17 protein-coding genes are annotated in these 22,688 nt (G+C 41.0%); 10 read left to right on the top strand and 7 right to left on the bottom strand.

Annotated elements, in window-relative coordinates:
• Positions 1-229: 229 nt before the first annotated feature.
• Positions 230-691 carry a TraR/DksA family transcriptional regulator gene (locus tag VK159_RS11490; RefSeq protein WP_255460230.1) on the bottom strand — a complete coding sequence of 154 codons (462 nt, stop codon included), beginning with the start codon at positions 689-691 and terminating at the stop codon, positions 230-232.
• A gap of 4 nt (positions 692-695) precedes the next feature.
• Here VK159_RS11490 and VK159_RS11485 point away from each other — a divergent pair, with 4 nt between their 5' ends.
• Positions 696-1,142: a hypothetical protein gene (locus VK159_RS11485; protein WP_324230278.1), complete on the top strand. Its 447-nt coding sequence runs from the start codon at positions 696-698 to the stop codon at positions 1,140-1,142.
• Here the strand turns inward: VK159_RS11485 and ileS are convergent.
• Positions 1,110-4,496 (bottom strand): isoleucine--tRNA ligase, encoded by a 3,387-nt coding sequence (gene ileS, locus VK159_RS11480; RefSeq protein ID WP_324230277.1) that lies wholly within the window; start codon positions 4,494-4,496, stop codon positions 1,110-1,112. The genes VK159_RS11485 and ileS overlap by 33 nt on opposite strands.
• A gap of 156 nt (positions 4,497-4,652) precedes the next feature.
• Here ileS and hemN point away from each other — a divergent pair, with 156 nt between their 5' ends.
• A complete protein-coding gene (gene hemN, locus VK159_RS11475) occupies positions 4,653-6,017 on the top strand; it encodes an oxygen-independent coproporphyrinogen III oxidase (RefSeq protein ID WP_324230276.1) in 1,365 nt (454 codons plus the stop codon).
• A gap of 143 nt (positions 6,018-6,160) precedes the next feature.
• Here hemN and VK159_RS11470 read toward each other — a convergent pair whose 3' ends face one another.
• A complete protein-coding gene (locus VK159_RS11470; protein WP_324230275.1) occupies positions 6,161-6,712 on the bottom strand; it encodes a CopD family protein in 552 nt (183 codons plus the stop codon).
• Between the two features lie 135 nt (positions 6,713-6,847).
• Positions 6,848-7,903: a ferrochelatase gene (gene hemH, locus VK159_RS11465; protein ID WP_324230274.1), complete on the bottom strand. Its 1,056-nt coding sequence runs from the start codon at positions 7,901-7,903 to the stop codon at positions 6,848-6,850.
• 250 nt (positions 7,904-8,153) lie between these two features.
• Here hemH and hemA point away from each other — a divergent pair, with 250 nt between their 5' ends.
• The 8 genes from hemA to hemL all read left to right on the top strand — a co-directional run bounded on the left by hemA (position 8,154) and on the right by hemL (position 16,131).
• The gene (hemA, locus tag VK159_RS11460) at positions 8,154-9,389 is read left to right on the top strand and encodes a glutamyl-tRNA reductase (protein WP_324230273.1); all 1,236 of its coding nucleotides are present in this window, start codon (positions 8,154-8,156) and stop codon (positions 9,387-9,389) included.
• Positions 9,361-10,329 (top strand): hydroxymethylbilane synthase, encoded by a 969-nt coding sequence (gene hemC, locus VK159_RS11455; protein WP_324230272.1) that lies wholly within the window; start codon positions 9,361-9,363, stop codon positions 10,327-10,329. The genes hemA and hemC overlap by 29 nt, the downstream gene beginning before the upstream one ends.
• The gene (locus VK159_RS11450) at positions 10,316-11,017 is read left to right on the top strand and encodes a uroporphyrinogen-III synthase (RefSeq protein ID WP_324230271.1); all 702 of its coding nucleotides are present in this window, start codon (positions 10,316-10,318) and stop codon (positions 11,015-11,017) included. The genes hemC and VK159_RS11450 overlap by 14 nt, the downstream gene beginning before the upstream one ends.
• Before the next feature lie 151 nt (positions 11,018-11,168).
• The gene (gene hemE, locus VK159_RS11445) at positions 11,169-12,191 is read left to right on the top strand and encodes a uroporphyrinogen decarboxylase (RefSeq protein WP_324230270.1); all 1,023 of its coding nucleotides are present in this window, start codon (positions 11,169-11,171) and stop codon (positions 12,189-12,191) included.
• A 61-nt stretch (positions 12,192-12,252) separates the two neighbouring features.
• The gene (gene hemF / locus VK159_RS11440) at positions 12,253-13,218 is read left to right on the top strand and encodes an oxygen-dependent coproporphyrinogen oxidase (protein WP_324230269.1); all 966 of its coding nucleotides are present in this window, start codon (positions 12,253-12,255) and stop codon (positions 13,216-13,218) included.
• A gap of 70 nt (positions 13,219-13,288) precedes the next feature.
• Positions 13,289-13,651, top strand: a complete 363-nt coding sequence (locus VK159_RS11435; protein ID WP_324230268.1) for a four helix bundle protein — start codon at positions 13,289-13,291, stop codon at positions 13,649-13,651.
• Positions 13,652-13,784: 133 nt separating this feature from the next.
• Positions 13,785-14,762 carry a porphobilinogen synthase gene (gene hemB / locus VK159_RS11430; protein ID WP_324230267.1) on the top strand — a complete coding sequence of 326 codons (978 nt, stop codon included), beginning with the start codon at positions 13,785-13,787 and terminating at the stop codon, positions 14,760-14,762.
• A gap of 85 nt (positions 14,763-14,847) precedes the next feature.
• On the top strand, positions 14,848-16,131 hold the full coding sequence (gene hemL, locus VK159_RS11425; protein ID WP_324230266.1) for a glutamate-1-semialdehyde 2,1-aminomutase: 1,284 nt from the start codon (positions 14,848-14,850) through the stop codon (positions 16,129-16,131).
• 32 nt (positions 16,132-16,163) lie between these two features.
• On the opposite strand, the gene VK159_RS11420 is transcribed toward hemL, so the two are convergent.
• From VK159_RS11420 to VK159_RS11410, 3 genes are all read right to left on the bottom strand, one after another.
• Positions 16,164-17,453: a PepSY-associated TM helix domain-containing protein gene (locus tag VK159_RS11420; protein ID WP_324230265.1), complete on the bottom strand. Its 1,290-nt coding sequence runs from the start codon at positions 17,451-17,453 to the stop codon at positions 16,164-16,166.
• Between the two features lie 98 nt (positions 17,454-17,551).
• The gene (locus VK159_RS11415; protein ID WP_324230264.1) at positions 17,552-19,999 is read right to left on the bottom strand and encodes a TonB-dependent receptor; all 2,448 of its coding nucleotides are present in this window, start codon (positions 19,997-19,999) and stop codon (positions 17,552-17,554) included.
• A 181-nt stretch (positions 20,000-20,180) separates the two neighbouring features.
• Positions 20,181-22,433, bottom strand: coding sequence for a TonB-dependent receptor (locus VK159_RS11410; RefSeq protein ID WP_324230263.1), 2,253 nt, complete (start codon positions 22,431-22,433; stop codon positions 20,181-20,183).
• Positions 22,434-22,688: the final 255 nt, after the last annotated feature.

Raw genomic sequence — 22,688 nt, 5'->3', positions numbered from 1 at the left:
TACAAAGGTGGCGGCGGTGGCGGCTACAAAGGTGGCGGCGGTGGCGGCTACAAAGGTGGCGGCGGCGGCGGTTATAACAGAGATTATTAATCAGCTCTATTCGTCAAAATACTTGAAATCCTTCCGGTTCGGAGGGATTTTTTTATTGCATGGAGGTATTGCATACCTGAAAACAAAAAAATCCTCCCGTAAATCAGGAGGATTTCTATTTCAAGTAGTCTTTGTAAACTTATTCGCCGGCAGGCTGAGGGCCTTTCACAATACCCATCTTTGCTTCTATGCTTAAGGTAGCATGAGGTACTGCACGTAAGCGGGCCTTATCGATAAGCTTACCGGTTACACGGCAAATACCGTAGGTTTTGTTTTCGATACGCATCAATGCTTTTTCCAGGTGATCGATGTAAGTAATCTGGCGGCTGGCCATCTGGCTCAGTTGCTCACGCTCCATACTTACACTACCATCTTCCATGGTCATGTAACGTCCATCATCACCATCGCCACCCTGGTCATCTTTACGGGTGATCAAGCCCTGCAAATAGTTCAATTCTTTTTTTGCAGCTTCATGTTTACGCTGAATGAGTTCTTTGAACTCCACGAGGTCTGCATCACTGTAGCGGACCATTGGTCCCTGAGGTTTTTCTTCCACTGACTTATCTAATACTGATTTTGTAAAATCGGGTTGATATTTCACCGAGGTGTTTACCGATGTTTTAATTGGCTTCACTTCTTTCGGAGGAGCCGGCTTTTTTGCTTCTTTTTTCAAATCTTGGATTGCTTGTTTAACGGTGGGTTTAATAGCGCTCACTGGTTTTGCAACCGGCTCGGGCTTCTTTACTTCCGGCTTTACTGCTTTTGCTGGAGCAGGTTTAGCAACCGGTTTGGCCGCTGGCTTGGGAGCAGGTTTTGCAGCTACCGCTTTTTTAGGCGCTGGTTTTACCGCTGCCTTGGGGGCCGCTTTTTTTGCTACAGGCTTCGCAACCGCTTTTCCCGCCTTTGGCTTGACAGGTTTAGGAGCTGGCTTTTTAGCAGCTGGCTTTGCTGTTTTTTTAGCGACCGGTTTCGCCGCTTTTTTGGGAGCAGGTTTCGCTGCTTTCTTTTTAATTGCCATTCTATCCTCCTTTTTTGAGTACTTGAACTTTTAATGGAATATCGTTAACCTCAACTTCGATGCCATTGGATAAATGCGGTACAAATTCAAGGTTATCTGCCAAAATTTCGGCGCAAATATAGGATTTAAATTGAGTGATAGAAGGCTGCAGGCTCTCATTCTCCAAAACCTGCACAGCTATTCTGTCAGTCAGCTCAAAACCACTCTCTTTGCGGATTTTCTGGATCCTGTTCACCAGTTCCCGGGCATTGCCTTCGTTGAGCAATTCGGGGGAAATGGTTACATCCAATGCCACGGTAACTGCTCCCTTGTTCGTCACCATCCAGCCGGGCACATCCTCGCTTAGAATTTCTACATCTGTCAAATATAAAGGAACAGTTTCATTCTCTATCAACAGATTATAAACAGTTTCACGCTCAAATTGGCTGATGTCTTCCTGGGTGAATTGGGCGAGGGCCGCCGATACCGCTTTCATCTTGGCCCCCATCTTTTTGCCGAGGGCAATAAAGTTGGGTTTGATCTTCTTTTTGATAAAGGTATTATCAGCCGTGAGGTACTCGATCTCTTTCACATTTACCTCGCTCATGATGATGTCTTCCACTTTGCTGAATTGCTCTTTCATGCCATTGCTCAGCACAGGGATCAATATTTTCTGCAAAGGCTGACGAACCTTGATGTTGACTTTTTTTCGGAGCGACAGCACCAGCGAAGAGGCATCCTGTGCCAATTGCATACGTTCTTCCAGTGCAGCATCGATGAATGATTCGTTGGCCACAGGAAAATCAACATGGTGGATAGAAGCTGCATTGAATCGGCTACTCACTTTGTTCAACTCAGTGAAAATGGCATCACTGAAGAAGGGAGAAACAGGTGCCATTAAACGCAGCACAGTTTCTAGACACTCGTATAAGGTTTGATAAGCGCTGATCTTATCCTGTTCGTACTCGCCTTTCCAGAAACGGCGGCGGCACAAACGCACATACCAGTTGCTTAAATGTTCATCAACAAATTCTTCGATCAAGCGACCGGCTTGTGTTGGTTCATAATCATCCATTGCTTCAGTCACTTTTTTGATGAGTGTGTGAAGCGATGATAAGATCCATTGATCAATTTCAGGTCGTTCTTTTACCGGGATAGCTGCTTCTTTAAACGCAAAACCATCCACGTTTGCATACAATGCGAAGAACTGGTAAGTATTATAAAGTGTACCAAAGAATTTGCGTTGCACTTCTTTGATTCCTTCAATATCAAATTTCAAATTATCCCAGGGCGATGCATTGGTGATAAGGTACCAGCGTGTAGCATCGGCACCAAACTTTTCGATGGTTTCAAATGGGTTCACCACGTTACCGAGGCGCTTACTCATTTTGTTACCATTCTTATCTAACACCAAGCCATTACTTACCACCGTTTTGTAAGCAACACTATCATACACGAGTGATGCAATGGCATGCAGTGTATAAAACCAACCACGTGTTTGATCCACACCTTCGGCAATAAAACTTGCAGGATACAGATCTTCAAACTTATCAACCCCTGCAGGAAGTTTAAACGGATACTTATCTCCATTCTTAACTTTCTCATGATCCAATCCCCACTGTGCGTAAGGCATAGCACCACTGTCGAACCAAACATCGATTAGGTCTGGTACACGTTTCATTGGTTTGCCTGTCGGACTGATGAGCACGATCTCATCCACATAAGGTTTATGCAGATCGATATCGTTGCCTAAATATTTTGCATTGTTGGTGCCGAGTGTGGCATCTGCTTTTGCCGCATTTTCTTTCAGCTCTTCAACAGTGCCAATACAAATTTCTTCTTCGCCATCTTCTGTTTTCCAGATAGGTAATGCTGTACCCCAGAAACGTGAGCGGCTGAGATTCCAGTCAACCATGTTCTCTAACCAATTACCAAAGCGTCCTTCGCCAGTTGATTTTGGTTTCCAGTTGATGGTTTTATTCAACTCCACCATTTTATCCTTGATCGCTGTGGTTTTAATGAACCATGCGTCGAGCGGATAATAAAGAATTGGTTTATCAGTTCTCCAGCAATGCGGATAACTGTGTTCGTATTTCTCTACTTTAAATGCTCTGTTCTCTTTCTTTAGTTTTACACAGATGTCAACATTCACATCTACATACTCTTTCTCGTCTTTGTAATTTTTTACATAACGGTTGCTGAATTCTCCCAACCCGTCAAGGAACTTTCCTTCACGATCAACCATGGTTAAGATACCAATATTGTATTTCTTTCCTACACGGTAATCATCTGCACCAAATGCAGGTGCGGTATGAACGATACCTGTACCATCTTCTGTTGTAACAAAGTCACCGATCAATACACGGAACGGATCGGCATCCGGTGTAATACGTTTAACTTCTTCGATACTGTTGGCTTCATACGGCAACAATTGCTCGTAATGTAACCCTTCAAGCTGTGAACCCTTGAAAGAAGTAATGATCTTCCAAGGCAATATTTTCTGTTCACCATTGTATCCTTCAAAATCTCCATTCTCTCCTTCTGCTTTCAAATATTTATGAACGAGATCCTTCGCCAACACAATGTTCACCGGTAAGTGTGTGTAAGGATTGAACGTTTGCACCAATACATATTCAATGTTCGGTCCAACAGTCAAACCTAAGTTACTTGGCAATGTCCATGGTGTGGTTGTCCATGCCATGAAGAATACTTCTGCACCATGAACTGCATCGTGGAGGAATTTACTTTTTTCATCCTGCGATGCACGGAACATTACTGTTGCACTGGTATCCTTTACATCTTTATATGTGCCGGGTTGGTTCAGTTCATGCGAACTTAAACCTGTACCTGCTGCCGGTGAGTATGGTTGAATGCTTACGCTTTCATACAACAAACCTTTTTTGTACAACTGCTGCAGCAACCACCACAATGTTTCAATATAACTGTTTTCAAAAGTGATGTAAGGATCGTTGAGATCAACCCAGTAACCCATCTTCTTCGTAATCTCATCCCATTTGTCTTTATAACGCAACACCGCTTCACGGCATTTCCTGTTGTATTCTTCAACGGTGATCTTTACACCAATATCTTCTTTGGTAATACCTAATTCCTTCTCAACACCTAACTCAATTGGTAATCCATGGGTATCCCAGCCGCCCTTGCGGTTTACTTTGAAGCCCTTCATGGTTTTGTAGCGACAAACCAAATCCTTCAAGGTTCTTGAAATAACGTGGTGAATGCCTGGCATACCGTTAGCACTGGGCGGACCTTCGTAAAACACAAAAGGTGTTGCCCCTTCCCTTACCTCAATGCTTTTTTCAAACGCCTGTTCAGCATCCCATTTGGCCAATATCTCCTGCTCGATGGAGGGTAAATTCAACTGCGAAAATTCTCTGTACTTAACGCTCATAAGTCAATCCCTGTCTTATTTTTAAAGTTGCCAAAGGTACGGAAGTTCGGGGGTGAATGAACACCCAAATCAGGGGTTTTCATAAACTGACGGCAATCATCTTCTGCTTGTTTTTTTGTCAGGACGAAGGGCCGGTCATTTTAGCAATTTTGCCCCATGCAACAAGAGACTATCAGGAGCCTGACCAAAAAGTATAACCGTCCGGTTCCCCGTTATACGAGCTACCCTACCGTTCCCGTTTGGAAAGAAGGCATTGATGTGGATGAATGGAAGGATCTCCTGACCCAGCAATTTGAACTGCACAATACCCGGAATGGCATCAGCCTTTACATCCATTTACCTTTTTGTGAATCGTTGTGTACCTATTGCGGCTGCAATAAAAAGATTACCACTAATCACAGTGTGGAAGAAGAATACCTGGCCATGATCGAACAGGAATTTGAATTATACCTCGAACTGTTCCATCAAAAACCCATCATCCGTGAATTGCATTTGGGCGGTGGTACACCCACGTTCTTTTCACCGGCAAATCTTGAACGGTTGATTCGTTTCATTACCGATCGCTCCATTGTTCATCCCGATCATGAATTCAGCATTGAAGGTCATCCCAACAATACAACATTCGCACACCTTGAAACTTTGTACAATCTTGGTTTCCGTCGTATCAGCTATGGTGTGCAGGATAATGATCCCGAAGTGCAGCGCATCATCAATCGCATTCAGCCGTTGGAAAATGTGCAGCGTGCAACAACAGATGCACGAAAGTTGGGCTTTGTTTCAGTGAACTACGATCTCATTTATGGTTTACCCAAACAAACATTACAAAGCATTACCAAAACAATTGAAGAAGTAATTGCACTTCGTCCCGATCGTATTGCGTTTTACAGTTATGCGCATGTACCATGGACGAGCAGAGGACAACGTTTGTTTGATGAAAATGATTTGCCCACTCCCGAAGATAAATTGCAGTTATACCTGAAAGGAAAAGAAATGCTCACGGCTGCAGGTTATGTTGACATTGGCATGGATCATTTTGCATTAACTACAGATGATCTTTATACAGCCTGGAAAACGGCAAAACTTCACCGCAACTTTATGGGTTACACCACGCAACATACCTCGATGTTGCTGGGATTAGGTGTATCGAGCATCAGCGATATTGGTGGCGGGTTTGCACAGAATAAAAAATCGATCCACGAATATTACGAAGCCATTCAGCAAAAAGAATTGCCGGTGTTCAAAGGTTATTTTCTGACTGATGAAGACAAAGCATTTCGTAATTATATTCTCAGCATCAGTTGCAGAGATTATGCAGTGTTCAGAAGAGAAGACAGACGACTCATCGAGAAATATGTATTACCGCAATTACAGCAACCACTTGATGATGGATTGATCAATATGAATGACGATGGATTGGTTGTAACAGAAACAGGGCGTCAGTTCATCCGCAATATCTGCAGCGCATTTGATCTGTACCTGCAACGGGAAATGGTTACACCGATGTTCAGTAAAGCGATCTGAATGATCAGTAATGAGTGATGAATATTGAGAGCTACGGCTGTCTGGCGATTACGGACTATTGCTTCTATATACTTGTTGTTGGCCTCATTAAATGACGCATTTGATCTGACACATGACTCTATCGGAGGCTCACTCATCACTCATCACTCATTCTTTCCCCGCAGCAGCTTATAAATCTTAATTGCACTCATCAACAACACAACAAACAACACAAGGCCAAGTATTCCCCATAAGGCACTCAGGTTTTGTTTCACAACTACCAACATCACCACTGCAACTAAAAAGATGGTTGCTACTTCATTCCAGATACGGAGTTGCTGTGAGGTGTAGTTAAATACTCCTGCAGTTTGTTGTTTGAAAATTTTATGTAAAGAGAAATGATAGAGATATAAGAAAAGAACAAAGATGAGTTTGATGAGCATCCAACGACCTGCCGGTTGAAACACAATTTCTGAGTAGCCGCTTTCAAACAAAACCCAAATTCCAAAAACCAATGTCAACACTGCTGATGGCCAGGTAATGCCATACCACAAACGTTTCATCATAATGCCAAACTGTTCCTGTAATACTTTGCGGCTTGTTTCATCTTTCGTATTCGCTTCCACATTGTAAATAAAAAGGCGGGGCATGTAGAATAAACCCGCAAACCAGGTAACGATGAAGATGATATGGATGGCCTTGATGTATAAGTACATGTTGTGAATGGTGAATAGTGAATGGTGAAAAATCACCCCACACTATTCAAACCTGTTTAATATGAAGATGTAACTATTTAATTAACCCGTTTCATTCAAGGCATACTACTCACCACTAACCATTCACCACTCACGTCATCCTAGCACCATCTCCCTCTCCCCCTTCGCCACTCCTTCCACATAGTTTGCAATTGCCTCCACCCACAACGGATGTACATTCATGCATGGGATCATGGTATATGTTTCACCGCCTGCTTCTTCAAACGTTTCTTTTCCACGCTCTGCAATTTCTTCCAATGTTTCTAAACAATCACTTACAAATGCCGGGCAAAGGATCAATAATTTCTTAATGCCTTCTTTCGGCATATCACGCAAGCGATAATCGGTGTAAGGCGTTAACCATTGCTCACCTGCTAATCTCGATTGAAACGACAAACTGTATTTATCTTTTGTCAAACCAAGTTTGGCTGCAATCAGTTCTGTTGTTACAAAACATTGATGACGGTAACAGGTTGCATGCGCTGTTGAAGCCACATTACAACAATCGCCTGTTTTTAAACAATGACTTTTTGTAGGATCTGATTTCTTTAAATGACTTTCAGGAATGCCGTGATAGCTGAACAGTATATGATCATACTCCTGTTCAAGGTATGGTCGGATATTTTCAGCCATCGCCGTGATATAATGCTCTTCATTATAATAAGGCTTAATAAAACTCAGCTTAAACGGGTAGTTATTTTTTGCATGGATCTCTTTTGCACTCTCCACCGCAGTTTCGTAACTACTCATGGCATAATGCGGATATAACGGCACGGCTATCACTTCATCCAAGTCAGGATTTTGTTCCAGCAAACGATCCAATGCATATTTCACGGTGGGGTTGCCGTAACGCATCGCTATTTCAACCGGCATATCAACTTCTTTATCCAATGCGTCACGTAGCTGCTTTGTGAGAACAATTAATGGTGAACCTTCTTTTGTCCAGATGGTGCTGTACGCTTCCGCCGATTTCGGTGCACGGAAACGTGTAATAATTCCTTTCACCAATAACAGACGCAACAGATATGGGTAATCGATCACACGTTCGTCCATCAAAAATTCGTTGAGGTAACGACGAACATCTTTTACTTCGGTTGAATCAGGTGAACCAAGATTCATTAACAGGATTCCTTTGCGTGTTGCTTTTTCCATGTGCATTTTTACTGGTTTGCAAAAGTAACGGCAATACAAAACAAAAGTTCATTTTCCAAAGAAATCTGTATTAACTGTCGTTTTTTAAAGATGAACTGTAGTGCTTTCGCTACAAAGATTTCGTTGACAGCAAACAGTTGTTATCATGATAAAAATCAATGGGTAATATGACATTGCAATGACAGATTTTTTAGGTTCATAGTGCTGTCTGCAACTACATTTGCGCTGTAGAATTTCTTACGATTAACACATGCACAGAACAGGCGCAAAAGACATATCAAAATTTTTTATTGCGGGTATCAACTACCGCAAAACAGATGCATTGATCAGGGGTCAGTTTGCCGTAAATCCGGAACAATACAATACCATCCTGCAACTCGCACCTGAATTTGCTGTGCATGAATTCTTTTTGATCTCAACCTGTAACCGTACCGAGATCTATGGTTTTGCTGACAATGCCGATCAACTTATTCGCTTGCTTTGCACACAAACCGAAGGAACAGTTGAGCAATTCAGACAACTTTCTTATATCAAACAAGGCCAGGAAGCCATCAACCATCTTTTTACAGTAGGCGGTGGATTGGATTCGCAGATCCTCGGCGATTACGAAATTGTAGGCCAGATCAAACAAGCTGCCAAGCTGGCTAAACAGCATGATCGCATTGATGCATTTACAGAACGTTTGGTGAACTGCATGTTGCAATCATCAAAAGCCATTAAGAACAATACAGCATTAAGCGATGGTACTGTTTCTGTTTCATTTGCTGCCGTACAATATATCCGCAGACATATCAAGGCTATTAAAAGCAAAAAGATATTGTTACTCGGTACCGGTAAGTTTGGACGCAACACCTGCAAAAACTTAGTGGACTATCTCGGTACAAAAAATATAACACTCATCAACCGTACGGAAGAGAAAGCAACAACTTTGGCTGAAGAATTAGGTTTACAATCGGCTCTGTTAGAAGATTTGCAACAACATATTACAACAGCCGATATCATTCTGGTAGCAACTAATGCTACAGAGCCTACCATTTTAAAATCGCATCTGGAAGGTTTGAATCATAAACTCATTATTGATCTTTCTATTCCGTACAATGTGGAGCAGTCAGCAAAGGAACTAGCCAACATCACACTTGTGAATGTGGATGAATTATCAAAGCTGAAAGACGAGACATTAGCAATGCGTGAAGCTGAAGTGCCGAAAGCAAAAGCCATCATTGCCGAACATATAGCTGAATTTATCGACTGGTACCAGATGCGTAAACATGTACCGGTATTAAAAGCGGTAAAAACAAAGCTGAAAGAAATACATACTTCCCCATTATACATAACTTTGCAACCGCATCATACAGCCTGCACCAAGACCGATGAAAAAATTCAACGGGTGATCAATGGCATGGCGTCAAAAATGAAGGAGCAAAACCAGCGTGGCTGTTATTATATTGAAGCCATCAATGAGTTTATTGCTACGGGCACAGACTAAAATGGGACAAATCATCCGCATTGGAACAAGAGAAAGTCAATTAGCAGTATGGCAGGCAACACAGGTAAAAGAATTGCTTGCCCAACATGGTTTTACTGCCGAATTAGTTTACATCAAAAGTGAAGGCGATATCGATTTAAAAACACCCTTATACGAAATGGGTGTGCAGGGCATTTTCACAAGAAGCCTTGACCTTGCTTTACTCAACAATACGATTGACATTGCGGTACACTCCATGAAAGATGTGCCTACACAATTACCGAAAGGAATTATACAAGCTGCGGTGTTACCAAGAGGACCGGTGAAAGATCTGTTGGTGTGGAAAGGTGAATGGTCAATGCTGAATGGTGAATGGACCATACCGGGAAAAGCAGAACTGCAAATAGCAACAAGCAGCATTCGCAGAAAAGCACAATGGTTAAATAAATTTCCATCATCACAAGTTCATAACCTACGTGGTAATGTAAATACACGTTTACGTAAGTTGAAAGAAGAAGATTGGGATGGAGCCATTTTTGCTGCCGCAGGATTGGAACGCATCAACCTTCGTCCGGAAAATTCCATTGAACTCGATTGGATGTTACCAGCACCTGCACAAGGAGCCATCATGGTTGTTTGTCGTGAAGAAGATAGTTATGCGTTGGATGCATGTGTTCATTTTAATGATGCTGATACCGACTTCTGCACAAAGATCGAACGTGATTTCCTGCGTGCATTAATGGGCGGTTGTTCTACTCCCATCAGCGCTTATGCAGAAATGAAAGATGATGAAGTTCATTTTAAAGGAAATATTTTATCGCTCGATGGAAAACAAAAAGCAGAGTTTGAAATTACGATGCCGGTGTGGGAAGCAACAGATATGGGTTCGTATGCAGCCGAACAAATTTTGAATCACGGTGGACAAGCCATCGCAGACGCTATTCAACATGCAGCAAAATAAAATCAACATACTATCTACACGGCCATTGAATAAATCATTGGTACATGAAGCGAAAGCCGTTGGCATTTCGATCGATGAATTATCATTCATTGACACAGAACCTATACAAGACATCGCCACACAACAGGAAATTGAACAGGCCTATCTGCAATCATCCACTGTTGTATTCACCAGCATGAACGCAGTTGATGCTGTACTTGCCTGGCAGGACGGACAACAACCTGATTGGGTAATTTATTGCATGGGCAACACCACCAAACTATTGTTGAAGGAAAACTTTGGCGAACACAGTGTTGCCGGAACTGCCAGCTCTGCTGCAGAATTAGCTGAACTGATTGCAGAAGAAAGTGATATCGATGAAGTGATTTTCTTTTGCGGCGAACAACGCAGAGATGAATTGCCAGCTATTCTACGGAGTAAAGGAATTGAAGTACATGAAATTATTGTGTACGAAACCATCCACACACCACACAAGGTCAGCAAAGACTATCATGCTATTTTATTTTACAGTCCAAGTGCGGTGAGCAGTTTTTTCAGTAACAATAAAGTACCTGCGCAAACAATTTTGTTTGCCATTGGTAATACTACAGCAAAAACAATCCAACAATATTGTAATAATACCATCATCATTGGCAAAGAACCGGGGAAAGAAGAACTGGTAAGGCAGGCGATGGATTATTTCACTTGATGTCTGATGTAGGATGTCTGATTTATGATCTGCAAACAGATCGCAACATCCATCCTACATAGACTTTGAACTAAGAACATTCAAACTAAAAGCAGGGTGTGTGACCTGAAACAAATCAGACATCATCCATCCTACATCAGACATAAAAATTATGCTAAAGAACGACTTATTACTAAAAGCACTCAGAGGAGAAGCCGTAGAACGTCCGCCCGTATGGATGATGCGACAGGCAGGAAGATATTTACCTGATTACATTAAGCTGCGGCAGAAATATGATTTCTTCACCCGTTGTCAAACACCGGAGCTTGCAACAGAAATTACCTTGCAACCGGTTGATCAGGTTGGTGTAGATGCAGCCATTATCTTTAGTGATATTCTTGTGATACCACAAGCAATGGGTTTGGAAGTATTGATGGAAGAAGGCAAAGGGCCTTCATTACCAAAAACAATTGCTACGCAAAAAGATATTGATGCATTGATCACAACAGGTGCAGAAGAAAGTTTGAAGTATGTGTATGATGCGTTGGCATTAACCAAAAGAGAATTGAATGGTCGTGTACCATTGATCGGTTTTGCGGGTGCACCATGGACCATCCTTTGTTATATGGTAGAAGGCAAAGGAAGTAAGACATGGGATAAAGCAAAACAGTTTGCGTATACACAACCTGCAATGGCACATCAGTTGTTGCAGAAGATCACTGACATCACCATTGTTTATTTAAAGCACCAGGTAAAAGCAGGTGCAGATACAGTACAAGTATTTGACAGTTGGGCAGGTTCTTTATCACCAGCCGACTTTAAATTATTTGCTCAGCCTTATTTATTCCAGATCGCAGAGGCATTGAAAGATGATGCGCCGGTGATTTTATTCCCCAAAGGAACCTGGCATGCGTTGAAAGAGATCAGCGAAAGTGCTGCAAGCGGTGTGGGTATCGATTGGTGCATCACACCACAAATGGCAAGAGAGTTTACACAGAATAAGATCACCATTCAGGGTAACTTTGATCCGGCGAAATTATTAGCTCCTATTCCTGAGATCAAGAAAGCAGTGAAAGACATGATCGATGCATTTGGAACCCAACGATACATTGCTAATTTGGGTCATGGTATTACACCCAATGTACCTGTAGATCATGCAAGAGCATTTGTTGATGCAGTGAAGGAATACAAATAATGAATGATGAGTGATGAGTAATCAGTAGTTAACTCATCATTCATCACTGATTACTCATCATATGGACGTTAAAGAAACCTGGATATTATTCATTCACGATTTGCAGAACCGCATTTGTGCTGCGTTGGAGCAGAGTGATGGCTCAGCAACATTTGTGGAAGATGCATGGGAACGCCCCGAAGGTGGTGGCGGTAAAACACGTGTGATCGCTAATGGAAATGTGATTGAGAAGGGCGGCGTAAATACTTCGATTGTATTTGGTGATGTGACCGATGCAATGCGAACTCAACTAAAGATCAACGGAGCAAAATGGTTTGCGTGTGGTTTGAGTCTGGTGATTCATCCACAGAATCCATTTGTACCAACGGTGCATTGCAACTATCGCATGTTTGAATTGTACAATGAAAACGATGAAGTGATCGACAGGTGGTTTGGTGGTGGTACAGATCTGACTCCTTATTATTTATTTGAAGAAGACGCAAAGCATTTTCATCAGACCTACAAAAATGCATGCGATGCATTTGATGCGTCGTTCTATCCTAAGTTCAAGAAAGAATGTGATAACTATTTTGTGAACTGGCATCGCAATGCAGAACGCAGAGGTATTGGTGGTATCTTCTACGATTACCAAAGAGCAACTGAACAACAAGATGTAGCTTTCTGGATTGAGTTTGCGAAGAAATGCGGCAATGCATTTATTGATGCATACATTCCAATTGTTGAAAAAAGAAAGAACACTCCGTACACAGCAGAAAACAAACATTGGCAGGAGATACGCAGAGGACGATATGTTGAGTTTAACTTAGTACATGACCGTGGTACACTGTTCGGTTTAAAAACCAACGGCCGTATTGAAAGTATTTTGATGAGCTTACCTCCTACCGTTCGGTTTGAATATAATTATCAACCTGCATTTGGCAGTGAAGAATATAAATTGCAGGAAGCCTGTCTGCATCCGAGAGAATGGTTGAGTGAAATAAGTGAAGAAGAAAGAATTGCGTGGGCCAAGCGTTCCAATTCCTGTTGAATGTCGGATGGCTGATGTAGGATGTCGGATTTATTGCCGATCGTTGGTACCTTTCTTAGAAAAACTATCTATGGATCGTAAAACACTACAAAGCCGAACAAAAAAGTTTCATGTAGATGTTATTCATTTATGTGAGGCTTTCCCGAAAAATGCCGCAGGATTTGAAACAGCCAAACAGCTGATTCGTTCAGCTGGATCTGTTGGTGCAAATTACAGAGCTTCTGTAAGAGCAAAATCACCGGCAGATTTTCTTTATAAAATTGAGATCGTTTTAGAAGAAGCAGACGAGAGTCATTACTGGCTTGAAGTGGTTAAAGATGCAAGGCTACAAACAGGAGCAGAATTAGATACTCTAATAAAAGAAGCAAATGAATTAACAGCCATTTTTGCGGCAACAGATAAAACGAATAAGATGAAACAGAAAAGAATGTAGGATTTCTGATGTATGATGTCGGATATTCAAAACATCATATGATGCATCATCCATCCTATATAAAGCATTTAAAAATCAGGGTGATTGAACTGAGTGAAATCAGACATCAGCCATCCTACATCAGACATCATTTATGTATTTGCAAAGAAGAAATAGAATCACTAGAAAGTCCGAAGCCATCAGAAGTATGGTAAGAGAAACTATTCTCACACCTGATGATTTCATCGTACCTCTTTTTATTGATGAAGGCGAGAATGTAAAAACAGAAATTGCATCCATGCCCGGCTATTACCGTAACAGTTTAGATGTAACGGTGAACGAAGTAAAAGATTTGTGGAGCATGGGTTTAAAAAGTGTATTGCTCTTTGTAAAATCAAAAGACGAATTAAAAGATAATACCGGTAAAGAAGCATGGAACAAAGATGGACTGATGCAACGCAGCATCAAAGCCATTAAAGATGCTGTACCGGAAATATATGTGATGACGGATGTTGCCCTTGATCCTTATTCTTCTTATGGTCATGATGGTATTGTGAAAGATGGACAGATCGTAAATGATGAAACAGTAGAAGCCTTGGTGAAGATGAGTATCAGTCATGCAGAGGCAGGTGCTGATATGGTTGCGCCAAGCGATATGATGGATGGAAGAATCGGTGCCATACGTAAAGGTTTGGAAGAAAATAATTTCATCAACACAGGCATCATGAGCTACAGTGCAAAATATGCATCCTGCTTCTATGGCCCCTTTCGTGATGCGTTGGATAGTGCTCCCGGCTTTGGTGATAAGAAGACATACCAAATGGATTATTCAAATCGCATTGAAGCCATCAAAGAAACATTGATGGATGTGGAAGAAGGCGCAGACATTGTAATGGTAAAACCTGCATTGAGTTACCTAGATATCATCCGTGAAGTGAAGAATGCAGTGAATGTTCCTGTGAGTGCATATAATATCAGCGGTGAATATGCCATGATCAAAGCTGCAGCAGAAAAAGGATGGATCGATGAAGACAAAGCGATCATGGAAGTGCTTACTTCAATCAAGCGTGCAGGTGCTGATTTAATTGCAACGTATTTTGCGAAAGACGCAATAAGAATTTTAAACCACTAAGACACGAAGGCGCAAAGCTGCACAAAGATTTTTCGTGATACTTTGTGTTCTCTGTGCCTTTGTAATTCAAACAATATTCACAACTATGTACGATAAGAGCAAAGAATTATTTGAACGTGCGCAGAAAAGTATTCCCGGTGGAGTTAACTCTCCAGTACGTGCATTTAAAAGTGTAGGCGGTACGCCGCTCTTCATGCAAAAAGCAAAAGGTGCTTATATGTATGATGCTGATGGTAATCGATACATCGACTACATCGCTTCATGGGGACCAATGATCCTTGGTCATGCACATGAACAAATTGTAAAAGCCATCCAGGAAAAAGCACTTGATTCAACTTCATTTGGCGCACCAACAGAATTGGAAATTGAAATGGCTGAACTCATTCTCAGCATGGTACCGAATGTAGATATGATTCGCATGGTGAGCAGTGGTACCGAGGCTTGTATGAGTGCTGTGCGCTTGGCAAGAGGTTATACAGGAAGAAATAAGATCATCAAGTTTGAAGGACATTATCACGGTCATGCTGATTCATTTTTAGTGAAAGCAGGAAGTGGTGTTGCAACATTCAACATTCAAACAGTGCCCGGCGTAACTGCAGGTGTTGCGAATGATACATTAACAGCAGCATATAACGATCTTGATGCAGTAAAGAAATTAGCAACCGAACATAAAGGAGAAATTGCAGCGATCATCGTGGAGCCTGTTGCCGGCAACATGGGTTGCATTTTACCACAAGCAGGTTTTCATGAAGGATTAAGAAAGCTGTGTGATGAAGAAGGAATCGTTTTCATCTTTGATGAAGTAATGACCGGCTTCCGCTTGGCACCCGGTGGTGCGCAGGAACGTCTCGGCATCAAAGCCGATCTTGTTACCTATGGAAAAGTAATTGGTGGTGGTATGCCTGTTGGTGCATTTGGCGGCAAAAAAGAAATCATGCAGCATATTGCACCTTTAGGCAATGTGTATCAGGCTGGAACATTAAGTGGTAATCCTATCGCCATGATCGCAGGTTTTACATTGCTGACTGAATTAAAAAGTAATCCTGCCATTTATAAAGAGCTCGAAGAAAAAACTATCTACTTACGTGATGGCTTGAACGAAGTATTGAAAGCATGGGGTCAACCATATATCATCAATCAATTGGGTTCAATGATCAGTGTTCACTTCAGCGATCATGCAGTTGTTGATTTTGCAACTGCAGCTTCAGCTAATAATGAACTGTTCAAAAAATATTTTCATGCGATGTTGAAGCGAGGTGTTTACTTACCGCCATCTGCGTTTGAAAGCTGGTTCCTCAACAATGCATTAACGTATGAGGATTTAGATCAGACTATTGCTGCGACAAAAGAAAGTTTACAGGAGCTATAAATAAAAAGGGGCTGAAATTCAGCCCCTTTTTGTTATGCTACTTTTTCATCACCTGTTAATGTAACAATAGGTTCTTCTTTTTTAGTTTTCGTTTTCTTCTTCATCTTGTTCAGCCAGATCATTGTACCAGTGATCGGCAAACTTGTTGCGATCAAGCAAGCAAGAAAATAAAGGATCTTCGTAAACGTACCATATACATTACCAACATGAATGGCTTTAATAGAACCGGCCACTCGTTCGTTGAATGGTTTCTTCTTGAAAACATCCAGCTTCACCACTTTCCCATTCTTTGGATCCATTGTAATTCTGTCGCCTGCTGCTGGAGCAAAGAAGCCAAGCTTCGTTTTAGTGATCATTGTTTTTGCATCTGCATCAGCAGGTAAAGTGATCACGTAATTTCCTTTGTAGGGTAATACTTTATCTGCTTCATTTACATAATCAGCAATTGATAATTGAACAGTAGCCAAATCTGTTGTATCCGCTGCCGCTTCTTTCTTTCCTTCGCTTTCTTTACGTTCACCTCCGGATTTTCCGTTTGGTGCTTCTTTAGGTTTATAGGTGCCTAATATTTTTTGTAGACCCGTTCTGTACCATTCAAACGACCATTGCGGACCGGTTAATCCCATTAACAACAAAAAGATGAGTGAGTAAAATGCAAGACTGTTATGCAAGTCATGATTCACACGTTTCCATCCTGCATTCCATTTTATTTTTAATCCTTGTCGCCAGTGTTTTACTTTTTGTGGAAACCAGATAATCAAACCTGTAATGCATCCCAATGTAAAAATGATCGTTGCCCAACCGGTAATCATACTACCAAGTTTCCTGTTTTCTACTCCTTTAATAATTGGCTTCTTCACTTTATCCAATAACAACCAACGATGTAAACTGAACATCGTTCCCATAAATTCTTTTGTGCCGTTTTTCTCTTTCGAGTTACCAACGATAGTACCTGCATAAGGATTCACCATATAGGTTGTGCCACCCCTTGCTGTACTATCCTCTTTCTTCTTTACATTGAATTGATAAGTACGATTTAACTCAGCAGGGATGGTTACACTTGCAATAGTGCCGTCCGTTTCATGCTTTACTTTTTCCACTAATGAATCAACGTGCATTCGCTCCTGTCCTGCAACAGGTTGCACTTTATACAAATGCGGCGCAGCTTTTTCGGTGAGTTCAGTATTAAACACATATACCGTTCCACTAAAACAAACAGCAACTACAATCAATGCACTACTTAAGCCCAGCCAAAGATGGATATCATTGAAGAACTTTCTTATTCGTTGCCACTTGGTTTTTTCTATAATTGCTTTGGCCATTTTATCTCGATTATTTTCTTTTACGATTGTTAGTGATGTGAAAAAGGGATCGCATTGCTACGAGTCCCTTTTTGACGTTATTTAGTTATTTTCCTTGCTTAAAATTTATAGGCAACCGTTGCCACAAACTGACGTGGGGCAATCGGGTTGATGCTATAATTTTCATGCACATAATAATTAAGAGCGTTTGTAAGGTTTGAAACTTTGGCAAGTAAAGAAAAACGTTTGATAGTGTAGCCGGCAGTTACATCAACGGTTGTAAATCCTTCTACCGGAATCAACCTTGAATAGCTTTGCGGCTGACCAATAGTATTGTTCCATCCACCAAAACGATCTCCTACATAAAATACTGATGCACCAAATTTCAACCCATTCAATTTACCTTTACTGATCGTATAAAATGCACTTGTATTTGCTGTTTGTGCAGGTGTGCTTACCAGGCGATCACCTTCTACATAACTGCCCACTTTATCAGGTGTATTGGTATAACGCATATCGTTAAAGCTGTACCCGGCCATTACTGAAAAACCTTTTACAGGGTTAGCAGTAATATCAAGCTCAACACCATTGCTGGTTGTTTGTCCGGTAAGTTCTTTCAGGTTGCTGTTGTTGTTTGGATTGCCATTCTGATCGAACTGTGCTGTTTGCGCAAGATTATTGTTTACGATTTTATAGGCCGTAACATTCACCGTTAATTTTCCTTTCAACAGAATATTCTTTACACCTAGTTCATATTGATCGATAATTGAAGGAGGCAATACATTGTTATAAATATCTAAACCTGTATTAATTGAAAATGAATTCGAATAGCTGACAAAGAATGATATGTTTGGTTTCATACGATACACTAGTCCAACACGTGGAGAAAACGCTTTATCCGTCTTAACCTTTCCCTTTGCTATCGAATCTTTTGCTAAATAGGTTGTTGTTGCGGGAGATGATTCCTGTAAAGACCATCGAATACCTGCCAGTAATTTTATCTTTTCGGTAATGCTGATAAGATCCTGTACATAAGCACCTACTCTGTTCACAGGTGTTTGAACAAATGTTACTCTTGTTGCAACAGGAATATCGGTACGACGAACAAATTTGTTTGGATCAAGAATATTAATGCTGTCGTAGATCTTTCCCTGTATATCGTAATTGTAGGTTTCGGTGAGATAATTATCGGCATCAACTCCAGCCAGCAATGTATGCTCAACTGTTCCGGTTTTGAATTTACCATTAAGATTGATCTGGCCTGTAAAATATTTTTCTTTTGTATCAACACGACCTAATGGGCGACCCCAATCTCCGTTTGCTTTTGCCTGGATACGTTCTACCGAATAATAATCACGATCAAATTGCTGGTAAGAAACAACAGTTCCTAATTGCCAGTTATTATTGAATGCATGTCTTACCGTTGCAGAAGTTGTTGCCTGCTGGGTAATATTATATTGCCAATTGGTACCCATAAAACGTGAGCGTGGCACATCAGGAATAACAGTGTTGCCCAATGATCCTATTCCGAAGTCAGGAGTAAAATCATGTTTGAGATAATCCCCTTCAACAATCAATTCAGTTTTGCTGCTAAGCTTAAAAAGCAAAGATGGATTTACATAGTAACGTGTTGATAATACCTGGTCACGGTAGCTGTTTGTTGATTCAAACGTTCCGTTTATGCGATAGGCAATATGTTTATTGATGGGACCATAAACATCAAATACCGGTTTCCAAAGATTGAAGCTGCCTGCACGTAAGCTTACTTCACCACCAAACATGAACTTAGGTTTCTTGGTCACCATGTTCAGCACACCACCCGGCGCTACATTACCATAAAGAATTGCAGCACCACCTTTCAGGATCTCAACACTTTCAAGCGAACTTACCTCAGGCATTGCAGCACTGTTTACCCTTGATCCATTCTTGAACATATTGGTTGATGAAAAACCATAACCTCTTGCAAAAAAACTTTCCTGTGTGCTGGCCCTTGTTGTGCCGAGATACACACCGTTCACATTTTTAACAACATCACTCAGACGTTGCGCCTGTTGATCTTTGATCACTACTTCACTTACAGTAGCAATAGCTTGTGGCATATCCATAGGTTTAATTAAAGACTTACCAAACACCGTTGCCTTATCGTTTACTCCTCTGAAGTAAGCGATCACAATTTCATTCAATTCTTTTGCATTTTCAGTTAAAACAAAATTGGTAGTAAGCACCTCGTTTTCACTCAGCTTTATTTTCTTTTCAATTGTTTGAAGACCTGTGAAAGAAGCAACAATTGTGTATTCTCCTACAGGCACATTATTGATCCTGTACGAACCATCTTCGAGACTGATAGCTCCTTTATTGATCTCTTTCAAGAATATGCTTACATGTTCTGCAGCCTTACCATCAACAGTAGTTACAACACCTTTAATACTTTGTTGCGCAGGCACCGGATTTGCGTTAACATTCTGTTGGGATGTTGATACGCTGCTATTAAAACCTTGTTGGGCAAATATGGTTGAGGTGAGAAGTGTAAAAAGAATAATTAGTTTGTTCCTTGATTTCCGTTCCATTGATCTTATATATTATGTGTTTTTATAAGATGCAAATTTGGTTCAAGCCAACTCAAATCATTTACAGAATGAGGAAAACAGTTTACGCAACACGAAAACAAAGTGTTACTAAAATTTTTTTCGTAATGACATAAAAAAACTTCACTCAAAAGGTGAAGTTTTTTTGAAGATTAGTTTCGATTTAGAATTTCGCTCCTACACTAATAAAGAACGTCCTTCCATCTGCGGGCAATGCACCCGGACCCGGATAACCACCCGCCCTGCGTGTGAAATATTTTTCGTTTGTGAGATTATTAATACCTGTTTTGATGTTTAGATTTTTATTGAAGCGATAAGACGCCGTTAAATCAGTAACAGTATATGCAGGAATAATTCCGTTTTGCGCATTTGCTGTTGGTGCAACAGTATTGTTAGCATCTGCAAATGATTCACTCACATAACTTACCTGTGTTGTAAATGAAAATCCTTTGAACGAATAAGTTAAACCACTTCTTACAATATGCTCCGGTGCGTTTTCTACTTTCTTATTCTGCAGATTGCTTTCAACCAACTGATTACTGCTGTTCTTCGTTATCACTTTAAAGTTGCCGTAGCGTGCATCTGTGAAACCATAAGAAACAAACAGGTTAATATCGCCCCATGTTGATTTATCTGTAATTGCTTTTACCGGGCTGAATTCTACCAAGGCCTCAACTCCTTTGCTTGTGCTGTTGCCAACATTTGTACGATAGTTATAAAAACTACCATCGGTACGTTGTTGTACAATGGTGCCGATACGGTTGTTGTATTGCAGGTAAAATGCGCTTACATCAAAAAAGAGATAAGAACCAAAACGTCCACGATAGCCTAAATCAGCATTATATCCCTTCGCATCTTTTATATCCTGGTCCACAACATCGGTTGTGGGCGGTGCTGTTAAATCAGCAAACTGAACTGGGCGGTAAGCTTGTGTAATATTTGCATAGAGTTCGCTCATTGATGTAACATGATATTCTGCTCCTACACCGGCCAGAACAAATCCACGGCTGCGTTTTTGATTCTGTAACAACACTTCATTTCCGGCGCTGAAACCATTTCGTCCGCTTGCTTGTCCGGTAATATATTCATAACGTAACCCGGGAATAATGATCAGCTTTTCAGAAACTCTGAAAATGTTTTCTGCATGTAATGCTGCATTTACTGTGTTGAAATCAATATCTCTTGTCCAGATACCATCACTCACCCTCATATCATAATCTGATCCTGTACTTCCTTTTCCATCAGCTGCATAACGGAGTGTTGTGCCTTTGTATATACGCCCGCCCAATGAAAATGAGTTATTCATTTTTCCAAGCTTGTAAGCACCAAGGTAGCGTACTTCCAAACCGTAATTCCTGTAATCATCTTCGTTCAGGTTACGTGCATTGTATTGATTGGTGGCTTTGTTGATGGTATCGTTTACAATTATTCCTGCAGATGGCATAAAGCCAACACTGTTCCTGTCGCCATGTACAGCAAATAACTTTACATTCAAACGTGAGGTTTCACTGAATTTGTAATTGCTGATGAGTGCTGCAGTTGTCCAGGTAACATCAAACCAGTTCCGGCTTCTGAAACTTTGTTTGATATCTTGGTTCAATTGTGCATCTGTTATTCCACCGGGTTGCTGGCTGCGCATGTTGCTGCGCATCAACTCTGCAGTTACAGAAAATTTATCGGTAAACCGATAGGTAAATGTTCCGAAACCTGAGTTGTTATAGTAACGGCTGTTCTGCCTGTATCCATCTGCATTTCGGTGGTCAAAGAAACCATAGTAATGATACTTCTTTGTTTCGCCACCTACAGCATTATAACTATTAAACAAGCCGTTGCTGCCAATAGTTTGTTGTGTTTCGAATTCAAACGGCTTATTAATTTCACTGCCATTGCGTAAAATATAATTAACCATGCCGCCAAACTGCGGACCGTATTGCAGCGATCCATGTCCTCTTATAATTTCAATCCGTTGAACTGCCTGTAACTGCGGATTATAGTATGCTTCCGGATAACCGTAAGGATCGGCAGCAATATCATAACCGTTTTGTCTGGTGTTAAACTCCCAGCTGCGGTTAGGGCTTAATCCCCTTGCTGCAATACCGATCTGTATACCGCTGCCATCGCTTTCCCAAATTTGAATACCGGGAATTTTAGCTACCACTTGCCGCATGGTATTGGTGACTACGTTTCCCTGCACATTATCGACTACAATTAATGAGTTCTTCTTACCGGCATTGATATTTACACCAACAATTTCCGGCAAAAAATGTACATCTGCACGGCTGTTACGGCCAACCACTGTAATGTCGGCCAGGTATTTAGTATGGAGACGACTGCTGTCTGTTTTTGTTGAATCCTGTTGAGCTGTTGTTTGTAATCCTAATACTGCCAGTCCAAAAGTTAATAGTATCCTGTTCATAAGCTTTTATTTCAGGCGCAAATGTCAATCATCAACACTCAAATCATTTACATAATGAGGAAAACTGTTTACGCAATACGGAAACAGGCACGTTTTAAGCGTGCCTGTTAGTTGTTAAGAAAGAACGGTTGTTCGTTTTAGATATCTTCCCCCTCCAAATAAGAAAACCGTTTATGGGTAAACTGGCCAACCGAATTTTTCGGATGAAGTATTTCGTACGATCATTAGAAGTAAAAAAGTACTTATCCTCTATGA

It is taken from the genome of Lacibacter sp. (assembly GCF_035299325.1).
In the GTDB taxonomy this organism is placed as follows: Bacteria; Bacteroidota; Bacteroidia; order Chitinophagales; family Chitinophagaceae; genus Lacibacter.
This window is presented reverse-complemented; position numbering and strand designations above follow the sequence as displayed.